Raw genomic sequence first — 16457 nt, forward strand, 5'->3', positions numbered from 1 at the left:
GCACTACCGCTGGCGCGGTGAGTGACGCCCTACGATCCGGTTGGTACATTTCATTTGGATAAATTGCTAACGATAAGTCCGGCGCACTACCGCTGGCGCGGTGAGTGACGCCCTACTTTTTTACTACTTCTGTGTTACCCCGCCAACAACTGTCGCAGCCAGGGTCGTAACGCCTGCAATAGTTGCTGGCGATCGAGCTGGGGGTGCAGTACCGCGCGGACCAGCAGGCCGTTGTAGACTGAGGCCAGCAGTTCGATGCGGGCGTCGACCTCAAAGTCGGGCAGGGTGCGCAAGCTGCCTTGTGGGCCTGCGAGTAACAGCTTGAGCTGGGCGCGCATGCTGTCGTCGGCGTGGCGCAATAAGGTGGCGACTTTATCGTTGCGCGCCGCTTCGGACAGCATTTCCAGCTGCAGCGCGGCGTACGCCGGATCCAGATTTTTCTCCACGCCATAGTCGGCGCCATCCACCATCGCTTGCACCAGATCGCCATCACACTCGGCAAAACCGGCCAGCAACGAAAACAGATCCGCCATATTCTGCTCGATAATACCGGCAATAATGGCTTCTTTACCGTCGAAATAATTGTAAATATGGCCCGGGCTCATGCCGGCGGTTTTCGAAATTTCGGCCATCCCGGCGCCGTGATAACCGCGGCGGCGAAAACAATCGGCGGCGGCGGTTAACACTTGCTCCCGTCTGGCTTGCGCCAGCGCAGGGTCCTGATGTTTTTTAGCTTTTATCGTCATCATGTACTCCAGGCCGGAGCTCAGCTTGCAACTGAGCTCCGGAACCATTTCATTTAAACCTGTACTGGCTTGGCAAACTTGCCAATCAGCACATAAAACAACGGCACAAACAACACGGCCAGAATGGCGGACGCCAGCATCCCGCCGATCACGCTGATGCCAAGCGCATTTTGCGCGCCAGAGCCTGCACTCGAAGCAATCGCCAGCGGTAATACGCCAAAGATAAAGGCCAACGATGTCATCAGGATCGGCCGTAACCGTAAGCGAATGGCTTCTACTGCCGCTTCTTTCAATGCCATGCCTTGTTCAAAACGGCCTTTGGCGAACTCGACGATTAAGATGGCGTTTTTCGCCGCCAGGCCCATGGTGGTCAATAACCCCACCTGGAAATAAATGTCGTTGGATAAACTGGCGCTGGTGGCCGCTACTAACGCACCAAAGATCCCCAGTGGCACCACGGCCATTACGGCTGCAGGCACCGACCAGCTTTCGTATAAAGCCGCCAGACACAAGAACACCACCAACAAACTAATGGCGTACAGCATTGGCGCTTGATCGCCGGTCATCCGCTCCTGATACGACATGCCGGTCCATTCCGAACCCACGCCGTTGGGCAGTTTTGCCACCAGTTCTTCCATCGCCAGCATAGCATCACCGGTACTAAAACCTGGTGCGGCCATGCCCTGAATTTCCATTGAACTCAAGCCGTTATAGCGTTCCAGTCGTGGCGAGCCATAGCTCCAATGGGCGCTGGCGAAGGCCGAAAATGGCACCATCTCACCGGTTTTATTACGCACATACCACTGCTGAATATCTTCAGGTACCATCCGGCTTGGCGCTTCGCCTTGCACAAAGACTTTCTTCACCCGACCTTTATCAATAAAATCATTGACATAAGTAGCGCCCCAGCCGGTTTGAATGGTCTGGTTGATATCGGCCTGACTGACACCCAGCGCACCGGCCTTGGCGAGATCAATATCCAGTTTCAGCTCGGGTGTATCTTCCTGACCATTTGGCCGCACTGCCATCAGGCGTTTGTCTTGCGATGCCATGCCCAGTAACTGGTTACGCGCCGCTAATAACCCATCGTGACCAATATTGGCGCGGTCTTGCAGGTGCAGGTTAAAACCATTTGCGGTACCCAGTTCCACCACTGCTGGCGGGGCAAAGGCAAACACCATCGCGTCTTTAATCTGACTAAACCGGCCCATCGCTTTACCGGCGACAGCTTTCACCGATAAATCATCGCGTTGGCGTTCATCCCAGTGTTTCAGGTTCACAAAGCCAATGGCGGCATTCTGGCCCTGACCGGCGAAACTAAAACCTGCCACCGAAAATACTGATTTTACGGCTTCTTTTTGGTCGACCAGGAAATGTTGCTCGACCTGCTTAATCACTTCTAGCGTGCGTTCTTGCGTGGCGCCCGTCGGCAGGATGATTTGATTAAACAAAATGCCCTGATCTTCATCCGGTAAAAAGGCCGAAGGTAAGCGCATCATCAGCAGTACCATGCCACCGACAATCAGCGCATAAGCCAATAAATAACGTTTTGGCTGGCGGATCATCCGGCTGGCAATCGACTGCGTGGCGTTATTACCGGCGTCAAAACCACGGTTAAAACCAGCGAAAAATTTACCCAACCAGCCGCCACCGCTATGGCCGGACGGTTTTAATAAAGTGGCGCAAAGGGCAGGGGTTAGCACTAACGCCACCAGCACCGACAACGCCATCGCCGACACTAAGGTAATCGAAAACTGCCGGTAAATAACGCCGGTGGATCCGCCGAAAAACGCCATCGGCACAAAGACCGCTGACAGCACCAACGCGATGCCGACTAAAGCACCGGTAATTTCGTCCATCGATTTACGGGTGGCTTCCTTGGCGGATAGCCCTTCTTCGGTCATCACCCGTTCGACGTTTTCAACGACGACTATGGCGTCATCGACCAACAAACCTATCGCCAGCACCATCGCAAACATGGTCAGGGTATTAATCGAATAACCAAAGATGGAGAGCACAGCAAAAGTACCCAGCAGCACCACTGGCACGGCGATGGTTGGAATTAAGGTGGCGCGGAAATTCTGTAAAAACAGATACATCACCAAAAATACCAGCACGATCGCTTCAAGCAGGGTTTTCACTACTTTTTCAATTGAGATCTTCACAAAAGGCGTGGTGTCATAAGGCACTACCGCTTGTAAACCGGCCGGGAAATACGGGCGCATGGTTTCAATGGCGGCTTTCACGCCATCGGCGGTCGACAAGGCATTGGCACCGGCGGCTAACTTCACACCTAAACCGGTGGCTGGTTGGCCATTGTAACGGGCTGAAATCTGGTAACTTTCACCACCAAGTTCAATCCGCGCGACATCGGCTAACCGCACGGCTGAGCCGTCGGTGTTGATCCGCAGCAGAATATTGCCAAACTGTTCCGTAGTTTGCAGCCGGCTTTGCGCGGTAATCGACGCATTCATTTGCTGGCCGCTAATCGCTGGTAAACCACCGAGCTGACCGGCCGACACCTGGGCATTTTGCGCCACAATCGCCGCGCTGATATCCGATGGCATCAGTTTATAGTTGGCGAGTTTGGCCGGGTCTAACCAAATGCGCATGGCGTATTGACTGCCGAACATCTGAATTTCACCGACACCTTCCACCCGCGCCAATACGTCCTGCACGTTAGCGCTGACATAATCGCCGATGTCGATATTGCTCATCGAGCCATCTTCAGAAACAAAACCCATCACCATCAGGAAGTTACGTGCCGATTTAGCCACTTGCACGCCCTGACGCTGCACTTCTTGTGGCAACAAGGGCGTCGCTAATGCCAGTTTATTCTGTACCTGAACTTGCGCGATATCAGGATTGGTATCAGCGCTAAAGGTCAGGGTAATAGTGGCGGTGCCGCTTGATTCCGAGGTCGCCGACATATAGAGCAAGCCATCGAGGCCTTTCATTTTTTGCTCGATCACCTGGGTGACACTGTCTTCCAGCGTGCGGGCCGAAGCGCCAGGATAGCTGGCTGTAATGCTGATGGCTGGTGGCGCGATCGATGGATATTGCGCAATCGGCAGGCCGTTGATGGCAAGCACCCCGGCCAGCATGATCACAATGGCGATGACCCAGGCGAAAATCGGCCGGTCAATAAAAAATCGACTCATTAGTTCGCTCCTGTGGCTTTGTTTTGGCCAGCAGGCGCAGGATTGGTGGCCGTTGCCGAGTTAACTGCCGCGTTAAAAGGCACTGCTTTGGCTGGCGCGCCCGGCCGGACTTTTTGCAGACCTTCGACAATCAGTTGATCGCCAGCGGCTAAACCTTCTTCAACCAGCCATTGATCGGCAGCGCCGCCGTTTACGGAAACAGTCCGACTTGCTTTCACCAACCGCGGTTCGACAGTACCGGCAGCATTCACCACCAGTGCGGTGGCTTCGCCTTTGGCATTGCGGCTGATTCCCCGTTGTGGTGCCAGAATAGCGGCGGTGTTAATGCCGGTTTCCAGTGTCGCCCGCACGTACATGCCTGGCAGTAACAACTGATCCGGGTTGGCAAATTCGGCGCGCAGCACCACCGAGCCGGTGCTGGCATCGACGCTGACTTCGCTAAATTGCAACCTGCCTTTGTGTTGATAAGTGCTGCCATCTTCAAGCTGCAGGCTGACGGCAGTACCGGCGGCACCCAGTGCACCGCTGGCCAGTGCTTGTTTTAGTTTCAAAAGCTCAGCGCTTGATTGCGTCACTTCGACATAAATCGGATCCAGCTGTTGTACGACTGCCAAGGCCTGCGCTTGATTGGCGCTGACCAGCGCACCAGCAGTAACCGCTGATTTACCAATCCGGCCGTTAATCGGTGCTGTCACTTTGCTGTAATCGAGCTGAATTTGTGCACTTTGTAGCTGCGCTTTGGCGGCCAGCACATCGGCCTTGGCTTGTTCGTGCTGCGCCGCCACTTCGTCAAAATCCTGCTGGCTGATCAGCCGCTGTTGGATCATTTTCTGATAGCGACTGGCTTTGGCTGCCGCTTGTTGCAAATTGGCATTGGCCCGCGCCAATGCTGCGGCGGCACTTTGTTTGGCGGCAGCAAAAGTGGCAGGGTCGATTTGATACAGAGTGTCGCCAGCTTTGACGTCGGCGCCTTCAGTAAATAAGCGTTTGAGAATAATGCCGCCCACTTGCGGCCGGATCTCCGCCAGTTGCCAGGCGACAGTGCGGCCCGGTAATTCGGTATTTAAGGTGATTTGTTGTGGCGCTAAAGTCACCACACCCACTTCAACCGGCGCCGGTGCTGCGCCTTGAGCCACATTTGGCGCCGCTGCTTCAGTGCAAGCCTGCAGCAAAAAAGCACCAAGCAGCGCTGCCGCCACTGGTTTGAGCAAAGCTCTCGGCTTTTGGAAAAAGGAATTTGACGATGACATAACGAGGCTCCAACTTTAGAATGAACGATCATTCTACGTTTTGGTGTTAAAATGAGCAAGCGCTTTCTTCGGGACGTGGACGCGGGAATTGGTGGTTTGGTCGTGGGAATGGTTAGGGTTGCACCATTTTTGGCTATCGTCGCAATGCCAAATGAAGCTATGTAAAATTGTCTCAACGATTCGGATTTTTCGTCGAATGCAGCTAATTGAACGTGGATTTGAAAAACGAATTGATAGGTATCGGCTTCAAACTACAGCAATACTTTTTCAACAGTTCGTACTTTGGTTAATTAGAGTTTTATCAGAAAAATAAAGTTTTGTAGCTGATGCAGTTGCGTAACTCAGCCCATGGTTGAGAATTTCCATCTTCAAAATGTCCTTGTACAACGCCTGAAAGCATATCTGCAAACTGAACGTTTCGGCTTGAAGCACTGTCACTGGGTTGCGTCGTTAATTTTGTTACGGCTCGTTTTTCGAACCAAAGTTGAATTTGCAAGTAATCGTGGAGGCTGTTCCCACTTTCCACTTTAATGCTCCTTGGATCGGGAATAAAGGTAATGGCTTCATGCTTGGCCATTTCATTGAGAAGCGAGAGACCAATCATATAATTGTAGAGTTTGTTTGCATCACCTCTGATGTGAGATTGTACATTCTCTTTCTTAACAGTGATTGAAATATAACGGATATCATCAGGATGCTTAGCCCGCAATTCCCGAGCTTGATTTGCAAACCAGACACGTTCAACGACAGACATGTCGGCCCATTTTTTCTCAATATGGGTGGGCCAATTGAATTTGTCGTAGAGCTTTTTAATTAAACGTTTTGGAAGGTGCTTTTTTTCGGGAGTAACTGCAAGGCTTGCTATTGTGATGTGTCTACTCGAACCTCCAGCGCGATAGGGGGCTGTAAATGTCCATCCTAGATCACCACTTTCATCCAAGTAGATTATCATGTTGCTCGCTGATTTTTAGGCAAAAAAATGCGTGATCCCTAGATCCGACGTCTTCAGAAGACGCTTACGATACACAATGTGCTTCGCGGTTTGCCTAGGATTTACTCACGCGGTTGTAATGATACTTAGCATCTGATTTTATGTCAATGAAGGTAACTGATCACACTCATGACATCTGCCAGAGTTGCAACTTTTGAAACTTAGACCAGAGTAAAACCCAGGCCCGGAACTCAGGACGAAAACAACACCGCCTGATTACGACCCTGATGTTTCGCCTGATATAAAGCAGTGTCGGCCTGATGCCAGAGTTGCAGTAAATCAGATTGTTGCTGGCGGCTGGCGACGCCGATACTGAGCGTTACTTGCTGATTTTCCTGCAGTTCCGGCCATTTTAAAGCTGCCACTTCCTGACATAAACGCCGGGCTATTTCCAGTGCCTGATGTTGCTCAGTTGAGGGCAGTAAAATCAAAAACTCTTCCCCGCCGACCCGGCCGATTTTGTCCTGCGGCCGCAGTGAAAAACGCAGGCAATACGCCACTTTTTTCAGTACCAGATCACCGGCCTGATGGCCGAAGGTATCATTGATTTTCTTGAAGAAATCGATATCCAGCGCCAGTACGGTAAAGTTGGTCCTATTGCCGCTGGATTGTTGCCATAACTGCTCGGCCATCGCCACGGTATGTCGGCGGTTTGGCAGCCGGGTTAGTTCGTCAAGTAAGGCCAAATCGGCCAGCTGGCGTGATAATTTGCGTTGGCGTTGCATCAACACTAACAACGTCAGGATTAATAAGACTGCGCAGCCAAGCGCAATCATCTGCCATAACTTTAACTGCTCGGCATCCTGCAGTTGCTGTTGTTGTAGCAGGTTTTTTTGCTGCAGTAATTCTTTATCACTGCGGATTTGTTCGGTTTGCAGCTGGGTTTTTAGCGCGCTGGTGCGCTGATCTAACAGTTGTTGTTGCAGCTGCACATCAAGACGCAATTGCTGTTGTTGCAGCAAAAAGGCACTTTGCCAATCACCACGTTGCGCCTGTAAATCGGCGAATTCTTTGTACAATCTGGCTTCAAACCGGGCGTTCGGATTCGCTTTAAAATACTGCGCTGCTGCGGCTAAATCATCCGCCGCTTGCTGCCACTGTTTGAGCGCCTTGTAACTGACCGCACGGCTTAACTGGCAATACGCCAGAAACTCCAGATTGTTGCTGCTGCGGTAATGGGCGATCGCCTGATCCAGCAAGACGACGGCTTCAGCGGCGCGGCCGGATTTGGTCAGCACAATCGCGATAGAGCGCTGATTGTAGGCGATGTCATCCGGTTGTTGTCGTTGTAGTTCGACTTGCAGCGCTTGCTGTAAATAAGTCAGCGCCTGGGGTAAGTCGCCCATACTTTCAAAAGTGCTGCCAAGGTTAAATAAAGCGGTGGCTTCATCCTGCAAATTATTGCGGCTGCGATGATAAGCCAGGGTGCGTTGATAAAGCGGGATCGCGTCCTGGTAATCGGCCACCGCCGGATCGGCATAAAGATTGGCCAGGGCGTTACTAAGATAACTTTCCGCGTTCGGGTCATTGTGTTGCGCTGCAATCGTCAGTGCTTGCTGGAAATCGGCCAAAGCTTTTGGATATTCACCAGTGCGGGCATATTGCTCGGCGCGCAGGCTGAGGGCGCGAATATGCAGTTCCGGATCTTGCTGTTTTAGCTCGCTTTTAAGAATTTCATGATAAATATCGAGCGCTTGCTGATTTTCACCACGCTGCTCTTCGGCATAGCCGCGGCACAGCTGAAAACGCAGTTGCCACAGTTCCGGCATCGTCGCTGATGTTGGGGTGACTTCTGCAGTGGATGGAGCCAGTAACTTTTGCTGCAGCGCGATCGCTGCGGCAGGTTGCGCTGGTGCTAAGGCCCAGCATAACAATTGTTGTACTTTAAGTCGTTGTTCCGGTTCGGTTTGTTGTTGCAGTAATGCTAAAAAAGCTGCTTCACCGGCTTTGGCGTCGTTGCTAAATAACTGTTCGGCAGCATTGAGTTGTTGTTGAAAGGTTTCTGCAGACAGACTGGCCTGACTCCAGCACAGCAAGCCAAACAGCATAGTCGCTGTCCGGCAACAATGTCTGACTCGGCACAGGTTGAGTTTTGTCGGTTTGCTATTAACTTTTGGGATCAACATTGCTGGCAACATTCGGGTTCGTTCTGGTATTTATTTATCCTTACTATAACCCGACTGCAGCCCTGATTTGCAACTTAGCCTACCACGCTAGTTGGCAAAACCACTGAGTACCAGTTTACCGATCACTTGGCCTTGTTCCAGTAACGCATGTGCCTGACGCAGATTTTCTGCGTTAATCTGGCCCAGCTGTTGGCCAACCGTCGTTTTCAGCTGGCCGCTATCGACCAGCGCCGCTACTTCGTTCAGTAACTGATGTTGCTGTTGTTGATCCGGTGTCTGGAATAACGAGCGGGTAAACATCAGTTCCCAGTGCAGGCTCAGGCTTTTTAGTTTCAGCGGCCGGATATCCAGCGCGGTTTTTGGGTCGTCAATCAGCGCCAATTTGCCTTGTGGCGCTAAGGCAGCAATAAACTGCTCATAATAAGCGGCGGTGTCGACCAGGCTGGCGATATGGCTGACTTCTTTAATACCGATGCGCGCCAGTTCTTCGGCGAGCGGCAACTGGTGATTAATCACATAATCAGCCCCTAACGCCTTCACCCAATTCTGACTTTCTGGTCTTGATGCGGTACCAATCACAATGGCGTCGGTGCGCAGTTTGGCCAGTTGCACCATCACCGAACCCACACCACCGGCAGCGCCGCTGATCAGCAGTACTTTTTGTTGATATTGTCTGTAGCTTGGTGACGGTGTTGCTGGCTGATCCAGTTGCAGCCGGTCAAATAACAGCTCCCAGGCGGTAATGGCGGTCAGCGGTAAAGCTGCGGCTTCGGCATCGCTGAGGGTTTTTGGTTTGTGGCCAACCAATCGCTCGTCCACCGCATGATATTCACTGTTGGCGCCGGGTCTATCGAGCGCTCCGGCGTAAAACACCTGGTCACCGTTCTGGAATAAAGTGACAGCCTCACCCGTCGCAACCACAGTGCCCACGGCATCCCAGCCCAGAATTTCTGGTTTTTCTACGCTGGCCGGGCGGTTCAGGCGAATTTTGTAATCAACTGGATTGGCGGCGATGGCGCTAATCTTCACTAACAAATCGTGTGGTTTTAAGCTTGGCAAAGGCAGAGTTAAATCCTGCAGAGCTTGCGGGTTATCGATAGCTAATGATTCGGTGTAACCGATGGCGCGCATGGTTGCTGGTAAGGTCGTTTGGATTTGTTGTGTCATTTAAAAACTCCGGGCTTATTCGATTTAAATTGATTGTTCAAAAAGGTGCTGGCTTGAATGACGCGCATTGTGCCGGTTTGACATCAGTAGAAAAACCATCTAAAAACACATTCTTTATCAAATAAAATTTGAAAATGCTGCAGCTTCAGGATTTAAAACTGTTCCGGCAGATTGTCGTGACCGGCAGTATCAGCGCCGCCGCCCGGCAATTTGATTTAACACCCGCCGCTGCTTCCGCCGCGCTAAAACGGCTGGAGCTTTATGTGGGCACAGCGTTGATTATCCGCAGCACTCGTTCGCTGAAACTCAGTAGCGCTGGCGAAAAATTCCTGCAACATTGCCAGAATGCGCTGACCGCGCTGGAGCAAGGCAAACAGGAGCTGACTGAACAAAGTGGCCGGATTGGCGGTGAATTGCGCTTAACTGCACCGAGTGATTTGGGCAGAAATCTGTTATTACCCTGGCTGGATGAATTGCAGGATCAACACCCGGATTTACGCATCCGGCTGGAGCTCTCCGATAAAATTGCCGGCCTCACTGCCGAGCAAGTCGACGTCGCGCTGCGTTATGGCGCCTTGCCGGACTCCAATTTAGTATCCTTTCATATTACCGACGTGCCACGGGTGTTATGTGCTGCGCCAAGTTATCTGGCGATACATGGTAAGCCGCTGCATCCAATTGATTTACAACAACATAACTGCTTGTTGTATTTAATCGACCATCGCACTTTCGCCAACTGGCATTTTGGCTATCAAGACGATCCTTTTACAGTCAGTGTCAGCGGCAATCGGGTGACCAACGACGCCGAAATCGTCCGGCGCTGGGCGGTCAGCGGCAAAGGCATTGCGCTTAAATCGGCGCTGGATATGTCTGAAGATTTACGCGCCGGTCGGGTCGTTTCGTTATTGCCGGAATTCAAACCCCACCCGCAACAACTGAATCTGGTCTGCGCCAGCCGCGCTCAGGTCAGCCCCACGGTGTTGTTGCTGCGTGATGAGCTCCGAATTCGGGTGGCGCAGCAGTTTAACCTGTTGAATTTACAAACGTAGTACACCACCTTGCACCAGTTGTTGATGGCTGATAAATGGGGTTTTCAGCGCTTTTTCTTGCCAGCTGTAGCTAGAGTTGCTTGCAGCATTCTGTTGAATTTCCAGTGTTTTTCCTGGGTAATAAGCTGGGTTTAGGCTGATACGGGCGCTTTTTACCGCTGGTTCGAATAGGGTGTATGTTGGGTTGCCGGGATCGGTGGGGTAGAGCCCGAGCATGCTAAATACCAGCCAGCTGGATAAGGTGCCGGTATCGTCGTTGCCGGGTAAACCGGCTGGTGTGTTGTGATAATGTTGTTTAATTAGCTGTTGTACCCGGGCAGAGCTTTGATTGGTTTGCCCAAGATAGTTGTACAAAAACGGATAAGTAATATCCGGCTCGTTCGCCATGTCAAATTTGCCGCTGTCAAAGGTCAGATCCAGTTGCCGGACAAACTCGTCTTCGCCCAATAGCTTGATCAAGCCCGGCACATCGTGCGGTACATAAAAACGGTAGTTCCAGGCGGTGCCTTCGATATAACCGGCGGTGGGTTCAAAGTTGCGGCCGCCGTCCGGATTAAACGGGCTGTGCCAGTCGCCGTTACGTTTTTTAGGTCGTAGCATGCCGGTCGAAGTGTCGAATAACTTTTGGTAATTCAGTGATTTCTGCTGAAACAGCTTGGCATCTTCTGCATGGCCAAGCGCGGCCGCCAAACGGCCAATGGCGGCATCCGCCAGATAATATTCCAGACTGGTGGAGACGCTGCCATCATATGGGCCTTCATCGTCGACCGGCACGTAACCCAGTTGCAAATAATCAGCATTTTCCGGGCGCAGTGGGTTATTCGTCGCCGTCAATGCGGCTTTTTTCATCGCCTGGTAAGCGGTTTGAACATCAAAATCGCGGATGCCGCGTAAATAAGTATCGGCAATCACCACCGAAGCCGGGTCGCCGACCATCACTTTAGTTTCGATGCCAACCAGTTCCCATTTCGGCAGCCAACCCTGTTCCTGACTCATCGCCACCATTGTCTGCACCATCGCGCTTTGCAGCTCGGGATAAACCAGACTGAGCAGCGGATGCACATTGCGATTGCTGTCCCACAGGGAAAACACCGAATAGCGTGGCTGATTTTTATTATTGCCAAACAAAGGTTTATCTGCGGCGAATTCGCCCATCAGCGGGTAATCGCCGTTGATGTCGCTGATGATGCTGGGGTGGATCAGGCTGTGGTACAAGGCGGTGTAAAATAAGGTCTTTTCTGTTGAACTGGCATCGATGTCGATACGGCTGAGCAGACTATCCCAGGCGTTTACGGCGCGTTGACGTAATTCATCGAAGCTTAAACGCTGTGCTGTCTGGTACTGCTCTGCATCCAGATTTTGCCGCGCATTGTCGATACTGACCCAGGACACCCCCAGCTCGACTTCAATCACCTCGTCAGCCTTGTTGTCAAAGCTGAAATAAGCGCCGATATCGTCACCGCTCAGCAGCTGACGATGAAAAGGGTAGGCTTTGTAGTTGTTGTTATGCGGCATCCACTCGGCTTCGACATTTTTGTATAACGGCATTTTTTTAAAGCCGCCAAAACGCTGCGCTGGTTTATTAAAACGGGCGACAAAATACACCGGCCGCGCTTGTTCGCTGTGATAACAAAAAGTGCCAATAGTGCGGCTGCCTTGCACTTCGGTGGCGGAATTAATTTGCAGACTGCCGCCATTTTCGTTGGTCAGGCCAAGCCCTAAATTCAGCAGAATATTCGCCTGACCGGCCGGAAAGGTAAAACGGCTGCGACCGGAGCGTAAGGTGCTGGTGACTTCGGCGGTGGTTTGATACTTGGTTAACACAGTGCGGTAATAACCAGGGCTGGCTTGTTCAGCCTGATAAGTGGAGCCGTATTTTTCGGCGTCCAGTTCCAACGCGCCAGTGGTTGGCATCAGCAGCAATACGCCCAAATCCGGACAGCCAACACCACTTAAATTGACGTGGCTAAAGCCGGTCAGCAATTTATTCTCGAAGATATAACCGCGTGAATTCCAGGCGGCGTCTTTTTCAAATGGATTCAGTTTATCGCCGTTGGCGCTTTTGCCTTCAAAAGCAACGTTAAAAGGCGCTACCGACACCAAGGCCTGCGGATATTGCGCGCCGGGGTGGGTGGCTCCGAAGTTGGCGGTACCGATAAATGGATTGACGTATTGGCTGGGGCTGTTGAGCGCGCTGCCATTTTTTTGCTTTGTAATTTGCTCCGCCGCAGTTGCAAAGACGAAGACGTTGCTAGTCAGCAGCAGGCTGAGTTGTAGGTAGCGAGCAAATTGTTTATTCCATTTCATTGGGCTTTTTCACTCATGGTAAAAATCAGTTCGCCACCTTGCATTAGTTGCTGGTGAGATAGGGTAAAGCCGGTGACTGGTGTGCCGTTGAAAGTCACATTCTTTACATACAGATGCTGCGGCGACTGATTTAATGCTTTGACCCTCAGCTGCTTACCGTTACCCAGTTGCAGTCTGGCCTGATGTACTTCCGGGCTACCCAACACGTAGTCGCCGGACACCGGATCAACCGGATAAAAGCCTAAAGCGCTGAATAAATACCAGGCCGACATTTGGCCGGCATCTTCATTGCCAGCCAGACCATCCGGCTTGGTGCTGTACAGCTCGTCCATAATCCGCCGCACCAGTGCTTGCGTCTTGGCAGGCTGACCGGCGTATTGGTACAAATACGGCACATGATGGCTGGGTTCATTGCCATGCACATACTGGCCAATATAACCGGAAATCCATTCTGGCAGCGGTTGCGCGGAGCTGGTTTGTGAGGAGCTGGTTGGTGAGGAAATCAGCTGAGCAGTGCTAAACATCTGATCCAGTTTGGCGCTAAACGCGGCCGGACCTCCGTACAATGCGATCAAACCCGGCACATCATGCGGCACAAAAAAGCTATATTGCCAGGCGTTGGCTTCACAATAATCTTCCGGATAATAGGCGTTCGGATCAAACGGCAGCCGGAATTTGCCGCTGACGTCTTTAGCGCGCATAAAGCCAGTGCTGGCATCAAAATGTTGGTGATAGTTTTGCGAGCGGGCGCGAAATTCGGCAGCAATATCGGTCTTACCTAAGCGCTCGGCCAAGCGGGCAATGGCCCAATCGTCATAGGCATATTCCAGCGTCAGCGCGACATTCCATTTGCGCTCGGCATAAGGCACAAACCCAAGTTGTTGATAACTTTGTAAGCCAAATGCCTGCTGTTTGGCACTTTTAACAGCTAGCTGCAGAATTTTATCGCCAAGATTGCTTGGTAATAAACCTTTCAGGTAGTTATCGACCAACACCGGTACTGCATGGTAACCCAGCATCATATCGGTTTCGTTGCCCTGAAAATTCCACACCGGCAGCAAACCGGAGATGTCGGCGTGATCCAGCAATGATAATAACTGTTGTTGATTACGATCTGGGTTAAACAGCGTTTTCCAGGGATGCAAAGCGCGGAAAGTGTCCCACAAACTGAAAAAATCGTGATGGGTATGGCCGCTGCGTTGATGCACCTGGCCATCTGGGCCTAAAAACCGGCCGTCGCTGTCGGCAAAGACCCGCGGCGCCAAGGCACTGTGGTACAAGGCGGTGTAAAACTGGGTCAGATTATCGCGCGTTGCCGTCACCTGTACCTGCGACAACTCAGCGCGCCAGGCTTGTTGTGCTTGTTGTTTCACCTGCTCAAAACTCAGCTTTTCACCTTCGGCCAGCAGATTTTGCCGGGCGTTGGCGCTACTAACTGAACTTAACGCGGTGCGGACTGTGATCTCGGTATCGCTTGCGGCAAATTGCAGCAATAACGCCACCGCTACGCCTTGTTGCTGATGTGGTGCTTTGGCGATTGGCGTGGTGCTCAATTGACCATTGGCTTGAAGCGCGATGTCAGCACCCTCAAGTTGCCACTGTAAGCTACTGATTGGCTTTGAAAACTTAGTGTAAAAGTACACTTTTTGCTTGGGTGCCCAGCCGCTGGAATAACGATAACCTTCGATGCTATAAGCATCGATAATCCGGATGGCGCTGGCAGTGGTTCTATCCCAGTTACGGTTATAGCCTAAATCGAGCCGGATCAGCGGTGTGCTGACTGTTTCTTTAGCTGAACCTGCAACCTGATCAAACCGATACCGCTGATATCCGGTCCGCAGGCCAGCAGTCAGTTCAACATTCACCCGATAATCCGGCAAATACACCTGGTAATAACCAGCTTTAGCTTGTTCCTGTTGATGTGAAAAGCTGGAGACAAGCGTGCCTTGCGCTGGGCCGCCGTCGGTTTTTTCACTGTTAAAGGGCAAACGCAGCGGCATAAAGGAGATATCGTACAAATCACCGGCGCCGGTGCCGGATAAATGGGTATGGCTAAAGCCGGCGATCATGGTATCGGGGTAAAAATAACCGGCGATCCAGTCCCAGCCGGTGCGACCGTTGTCGGGGCTGAGTTGCACCATGCCATAAGGCACGGTCGCGCCAGGGTAGGTTTTACCCTTGCCATCAGTGCCAATCAGTGGGTCAACAAACTGCAGCGGATCGGTGGCGGTTAGCACTTGATCAGCTGAGTTGCTGGCCCTGGCTTGTTGCGGTGCCTGTTGTGCGGGCTGACTGCAGCTCGTGACGCCAACCATCAGCAGCAAGCTTGCCAACACCGCAATACCCTTTGCCGAAACAACCTTCGCTGAAACATCATCGCAGTTATGCATCAACCTCACCCCGGCCTCCGGCTTAGTCTGCGCTGCTAAAGCTAACAAGCGGCAAGCTGGCAAAGCCCATACCACGCAGCACTTCGATGCAGGCACACAGGGTGTGATAATCACACTTGGCACCGGCGGCACTTTTCTCATTACTGACTTTGCTGTTGTCGCGGTTCAGTAAGCGAAACCAGGCGCCGTATTGGTGGTCAATCATGTGATCCCAGCTGTATTGCCATAAATTCTGGTACGCCACTAAATAGACTTCAGCGCCAGTGGTTTGATACAACAATGCTGCCGCCGCCATACTTTCAGCTTGCACCCAGAAATATTTGTCATCGTCACACCTGCGACCGTCCGGGGCAAAACCGTAAATCAGGCCGCCATGTTCGGCGTCCCAGGCTTGCTCGTAAGCGCGGTCAAACAGTTCACGGGCTTTGCTCACCAGCCAATCTTGCGGTTGATGGCGGTGCAAAATCAGTAATAACTTAGTCCATTCGGTCTGATGACCTGGCTGGAAACCCCAGGGCCGATACAGGTTTTTTGGATCAGCTTTGTTGTAGTTCCAGTCTGGCTGGAAACTGCTGGTGTAATGTTCCCACACCAGGCCGTCGGTTAACGCCGCTTGCCGCACTGTAATGTTCTGCGCCAAGGTCATAGCGCGATCGAGGAAGTGCCGCTCGCCACAGGCTTCATAAGCGGCCAGCATCGCTTCACATAAATGCATATTGGCGTTCTGGCCGCGATAATCACTGAGCATACCTTGCGGGCTGATTTCGTCGGCATACAGGCCGTGGTCGGCTTGCCAGAAACGTTGTTCCAGCAGCTGATAAGTTTGGTTGAGTTGGTGGCTGTCCTTAATTAACCCGGCTTTATGCACTGCGGCATAACAGAGCAGCACAAAGGCATAACCATAAGCTTGTTGGGTGGTATCGAGCGGCTGATGGTCTTGTAACGTCCAGGCGTAACCCTGGATATCTTCGCGCCAGTGCACTTGCTCGACATAGTCCAGACCGTGCTGGGCGATTGTTTTGTATTTCGCTGACTTTTCAGCATCAGCGGCAAATACCATCGCCGCAGTGGCGTAGTTAATGACGATGCGGGTGCTGCTCACCAGCTGCTTAAATCCCGGATTAAACAACTCGCCGTTATCAAAGTAGTTGTGAAAATAACCGCCGGACGGGTCGACTACCCGTGAGTCATAAAAACTCAGAATGTCCTGACAATGCTGCAGAATAAAATTCTGGTCGTAATAGTTACTAGGCTGTGAGGTGCTTGGCAT

General features: G+C 51.9%; 10 protein-coding genes. 1 reads left to right on the top strand and 9 read right to left on the bottom strand.

What is annotated here, in order from left to right:
- Positions 1-134: 134 nt before the first annotated feature.
- From EOE67_RS06345 to EOE67_RS06370, 6 genes are all read right to left on the bottom strand, one after another.
- Positions 135-746 (bottom strand): TetR/AcrR family transcriptional regulator, encoded by a 612-nt coding sequence (locus EOE67_RS06345; RefSeq protein ID WP_127698204.1) that lies wholly within the window; start codon positions 744-746, stop codon positions 135-137.
- Between the two features lie 53 nt (positions 747-799).
- Entirely contained in the window at positions 800-3907 is a 3108-nt protein-coding gene (locus EOE67_RS06350) for an efflux RND transporter permease subunit (RefSeq protein ID WP_127698205.1), read from the bottom strand.
- Complete coding sequence (locus EOE67_RS06355) at positions 3907-5157, bottom strand: efflux RND transporter periplasmic adaptor subunit (protein WP_127698206.1); 1251 nt, start codon at positions 5155-5157, stop codon at positions 3907-3909. Before EOE67_RS06355 ends, EOE67_RS06350 begins: the two co-directional genes overlap by 1 nt.
- Positions 5158-5458: 301 nt before the next feature.
- Positions 5459-6097, bottom strand: a complete 639-nt coding sequence (locus EOE67_RS06360; protein WP_206099490.1) for a DUF3800 domain-containing protein — start codon at positions 6095-6097, stop codon at positions 5459-5461.
- Between the two features lie 242 nt (positions 6098-6339).
- Positions 6340-8196, bottom strand: a complete 1857-nt coding sequence (locus EOE67_RS06365; RefSeq protein WP_164852239.1) for a diguanylate cyclase — start codon at positions 8194-8196, stop codon at positions 6340-6342.
- A 165-nt stretch (positions 8197-8361) separates the two neighbouring features.
- Positions 8362-9441: a zinc-binding alcohol dehydrogenase family protein gene (locus EOE67_RS06370; protein ID WP_240652734.1), complete on the bottom strand. Its 1080-nt coding sequence runs from the start codon at positions 9439-9441 to the stop codon at positions 8362-8364.
- Positions 9442-9575: 134 nt separating this feature from the next.
- Here EOE67_RS06370 and EOE67_RS06375 point away from each other — a divergent pair, with 134 nt between their 5' ends.
- A complete protein-coding gene (locus EOE67_RS06375; protein ID WP_206099491.1) occupies positions 9576-10490 on the top strand; it encodes a LysR family transcriptional regulator in 915 nt (304 codons plus the stop codon).
- Here the strand turns inward: EOE67_RS06375 and EOE67_RS06380 are convergent.
- The 3 genes from EOE67_RS06380 to EOE67_RS06390 are packed head-to-tail and all read right to left on the bottom strand — an operon-like array spanning position 10479 to position 16457.
- Positions 10479-12797: a GH92 family glycosyl hydrolase gene (locus tag EOE67_RS06380; RefSeq protein WP_127698209.1), complete on the bottom strand. Its 2319-nt coding sequence runs from the start codon at positions 12795-12797 to the stop codon at positions 10479-10481. The two genes, EOE67_RS06375 and EOE67_RS06380, sit on opposite strands and share 12 nt — an antisense overlap.
- On the bottom strand, positions 12794-15187 hold the full coding sequence (locus tag EOE67_RS06385) for a GH92 family glycosyl hydrolase (protein WP_206099492.1): 2394 nt from the start codon (positions 15185-15187) through the stop codon (positions 12794-12796). Before EOE67_RS06385 ends, EOE67_RS06380 begins: the two co-directional genes overlap by 4 nt.
- A 22-nt stretch (positions 15188-15209) precedes the next feature.
- Positions 15210-16457 (bottom strand): AGE family epimerase/isomerase, encoded by a 1248-nt coding sequence (locus EOE67_RS06390; protein ID WP_127698210.1) that lies wholly within the window; start codon positions 16455-16457, stop codon positions 15210-15212.

The organism is Rheinheimera riviphila (assembly GCF_004005945.1).
GTDB classification, from domain to species: Bacteria; Pseudomonadota; Gammaproteobacteria; order Enterobacterales; family Alteromonadaceae; genus Pararheinheimera; species Pararheinheimera riviphila.